This is a genomic window from Pseudomonas sp. (assembly GCF_035277045.1).
Lineage (GTDB): Bacteria > Pseudomonadota > Gammaproteobacteria > Pseudomonadales > Pseudomonadaceae > Aquipseudomonas.
Genome location: NZ_DATELE010000207.1, coordinates 1 through 3,565, shown reverse-complemented (window position 1 = coordinate 3,565; position 3,565 = coordinate 1). Strand labels below are relative to the sequence as shown.

Annotated in this window: 4 protein-coding genes; 3 read left to right on the top strand and 1 reads right to left on the bottom strand. The window is 62.9% G+C overall.

Going from position 1 to position 3,565, the window contains the following annotated elements:
• Nucleotides 1-748 (top strand): cytochrome c (locus tag VJS90_RS11985; protein ID WP_324121869.1); only part of this gene is annotated, 748 nt, incomplete at its 5' end.
• Nucleotides 749-760: 12 nt separating this feature from the next.
• Here VJS90_RS11985 and VJS90_RS11980 read toward each other — a convergent pair.
• On the bottom strand, nt 761-1,738 hold the full coding sequence (locus tag VJS90_RS11980; RefSeq protein ID WP_324121868.1) for a DNA replication terminus site-binding protein: 978 nt from the start codon (nt 1,736-1,738) through the stop codon (nt 761-763).
• 368 nt (nt 1,739-2,106) lie between these two features.
• On the opposite strand from VJS90_RS11980, the gene VJS90_RS11975 reads away from it, so the two are divergent.
• Both VJS90_RS11975 and VJS90_RS21870 read left to right on the top strand, forming a co-directional pair.
• A complete protein-coding gene (locus VJS90_RS11975; RefSeq protein WP_324121867.1) occupies nt 2,107-3,483 on the top strand; it encodes a pyridoxal-phosphate dependent enzyme in 1,377 nt (458 codons plus the stop codon).
• Nucleotides 3,480-3,565 (top strand): hypothetical protein (locus VJS90_RS21870; protein ID WP_414704934.1); only part of this gene is annotated, 86 nt, incomplete at its 3' end. The genes VJS90_RS11975 and VJS90_RS21870, both read left to right, overlap by 4 nt.

Genomic DNA, 3,565 nt, shown 5'->3' with positions numbered 1-3,565 from the left:
GGTCGATCCTGGGCGCTCGACGCAATGGAATCGCGGGCGTTACCTGGTCGACGGCCCCGGCCACTGCGCGGTCTGCCACACGCCCAAGAACGGCCTCGGCGGCGACACCCGCCGCTACCTCCAGGGCGCGGAACTGCTGGGCGGCTACGCGCCTGAGATCAGCTCGGATCCATACCGGGGCATCGGCAACTGGAGCACCGAGCAGTTGCAGGCCTACCTGAAAACCGGCGCCAACCATCAGGCCATCGCATCCGGCGCCATGGGCGAGGTGATTGAATTCTCGACGCAGCACCTGAACGATAATGACCTGGCAGCGATCGCCGATTACCTGAAGTCACTGGAGGGGTCGGGTGTCACCGTGCCCAAGGCCATCGCTGCCACCGAGCCGGTCATGCGTCGAGGCGCGCAGGTGTATGAACAGCACTGCATGGCCTGCCACAACGTGGCCGGTGAAGGCATCGCGGGCATGGTGACCGGCTTTGCCGACAACCCGGGCGTGCGCACGCCGAGCGGCTCCAACCTGGTGGCCACCGTGCTCAAGGGCGGAAAGGCCGTGGTTACCCAAGGCAATCTGACCGGCGCAGGCATGCCTTCATTCGACTGGAAGCTCAGCGACACGGACATCGCCGCGGTGCTTACCTATGTGCGCAACAGGTGGGGCAACGCAGCGCCCGCGGTGCACGCCGAGCAGGTGGCCCGAGACCGGGAGACGGTGAATGCCAAGCCTCAGATGCGCAGCAGTTTCTGAGCGTGGGCAGCCCTACGTCTGCTGATACACCGCGCCGCCCAGTCGATAGGTCGAATCCACGCGCCCCGCCGACGAGGCACCGCCCTGGTCCAGCATCGCTCCGGCGCTGGCGATGGGCAGGTACATATGACGCTGCGCCCATACCTCTTCACGCAGCTTGGTGTCCTTGCGCTGGCCGCCCCGGGCCGATTTGTCGAACGTCTTGAGGTCGCTCAGTTTCATGGGCGTGTCTCCGGCCAGCACAAACACCGGCAGGTTGGCTTTCGGCTGCGCGTCCCACCGCTCGCCCGTTGGCCCGAACCAGATCGTGCAGCGCGGATGCGGGGCGATGTTCTTGTGCTTGACCAGTACATCGGTGTCGTCCAGCCGCACGATCGCCCGAAGATCAAGATATTCTGGTGTTTCATGTACCGGAATATCTTCATTCTGCGCGCGGGCCTGCGCCGCTGCGTTCAATTGCTCGCGGATCTTGCCGACAAGAATTTTCTCGTTCCCTGTCGTATGCCCTGCCCAGGTGAACGATAGACGCCTGGGCGCTCCATCGAACGCATGCAACTTGCGTTCAAGTTGCTTGGTGCTGAAAGTCGCGGCACCGAGCGCTCGACGCATTAATCGGGGCCGCATTTCAGGCGTGAGGTTCTGGGCGATCCGCTCCGCCTCGATCGCCGCCATCAATTGCTGCTTGGCATTGTTCACTTCCATGGCGAGTGGCAGCACCGATGCGCTCAGCTGGAAGTAGCCAGGCAGACGCATCACGGTGCCCGGCGCCTGGCCGACGTCCCGCTCGAACGTACTGATGGCGTGGACGGTTGCGTCGATGGCCTGCTGCCCTTCCAGTGCCTTCACTTCAATTACATCGGGCGTGCGCTGCTCTTGAAGTATGGGGAGATTCCAGACTTTTCCGGCGACGACAAGTGTGGGCCATGATTGGTTGAATGCAGTAACGGTTTCAACCATTTGCTCATAGGCACGTTTGATATCGATATACATAGTCTACCCCCCACAAGTTACGCGAAATTATAGCACCCCAACAAGGGCGCGTAATTATTAATGCTGCCGATTTGTAATTTGATTCTACGAACAAGGCTGACCCGGACCTCGTTGTTGTTTACTTCTTTGTCGCCCTGCGATGTTTAAATTTTCAGCTGATCAAAGTAGCGCTACATTTTTGGCGGTGTGTCGGGTTATGGAGATATAAAGTGGGGCACCAGGTATTCGGAAAGCCTGTAGGGGTGGTATAAAACAGCACATGCCGATGGTCCCGAAGCGGGAAGACGGCCGGAACCGGCAGCGCCACCAGGTCACTAATGTCGAGTTGCTACAGTTGTCTTTAATGGAGACCACTCAGGGTGCATGCCATGTCTACCGCTTCCCGCCCCGCCGTACTCGAACTCATCGGCAACACCCCGCTGGTGCGGGTCAGCCGCATCGACACGGGCCCTTGCAGCCTCTTCCTCAAGCTCGAATCGCAGAACCCTGGCGGTTCCATCAAGGACCGGATCGGCCTGGCGATGATCGACGCCGCCGAACGTGACGGGCGCCTGCGCCCCGGCGGCACCATCGTCGAGGCAACCGCCGGAAACACCGGCCTGGGCCTGGCGCTGGTCGGCCGCGCCAAAGGCTACCGGGTAGTACTGGTGGTCCCCGACAAGATGTCCACCGAGAAGGTGCTGCACCTCAAGGCCATGGGCGCGGAGGTGCATATCACTCGCTCGGATGTGGGCAAGGGCCACCCCGACTACTACCAGGACGTGGCCGCGCGGCTGGCGGCCGAGATACCGGAGGCGTTCTTTGCCGATCAGTTCAACAACCCCGCCAACCCCCTGGCCCATGAATGCAGCACCGCGCCGGAGATCTGGGCGCAGACTCAGCATGACCTGGACGCCATCGTGGTCGGCGTGGGCTCGGCAGGAACGCTTACGGGCCTGACGCGCTTTTTCAAACGCGTCCAGCCTGACTTGCACATGGTGCTGGCCGACCCGGTGGGCTCGGTGGTCGCCGAATACAGCCGCAGCGGTACCCTGCCCACGCCCGGTTCATGGGCGGTGGAAGGCATTGGCGAGGACTTCATCCCCTCCTTCGCCGACCTCTCCAGCGTCCGCCACGCGTATTCGATCAGCGACGAGGAAAGCTTCGAGCACGCTCGCTACCTGTTGCGCACCGAGGGCATCCTGGGTGGCTCGTCCACCGGCACCCTGCTGGCCGCGGCGCTGCGCTACTGCCGTGAGCAGACCCAGCCCAAACGGGTGGTCAGCTTTGTCTGCGACACGGGCACCCGCTATTTGTCGAAGGTCTACAATGACCAGTGGATGACCGACCAGGGCCTGCTCCAGCGCACGCATTACGGGGACTTGCGCGACCTGGTCGCCCGCCGCTTCGAGGATGGCCGGGTCATCAGCGTGGGACCCGATGACACCCTGCTGACCGCTTTCCAGCGCATGCGCCTGGCCGATGTGTCGCAGCTGCCGGTGCTGGTCGACGGCAATCGCCTGGCTGGCGTCATCGACGAATCCGACATTTTGCTGGGCATGCACCAGGACCCTTCGCACTTCAGCGCGCCGGTCGCCAGCGTGATGACCGTCAAGCTGGAGACCCTGCCGCCCGACGCCGGCCTGGCGCAGCTTCAGGAAGAACTCGACCGCGGGTTGGTGGCGATCATCGCCGATGCCTCTGGCTTCCATGGCCTGATCACCCGCATGGACCTGCTCAATCACTTGCGGAGATCTCTCGCATGAGCCAGCACGACGACACCCGCCATGCCTTCGCCACCCGGGTGATTCATGCCGGGCAGACGCCGGACCCGTCGACCGGGGCGTT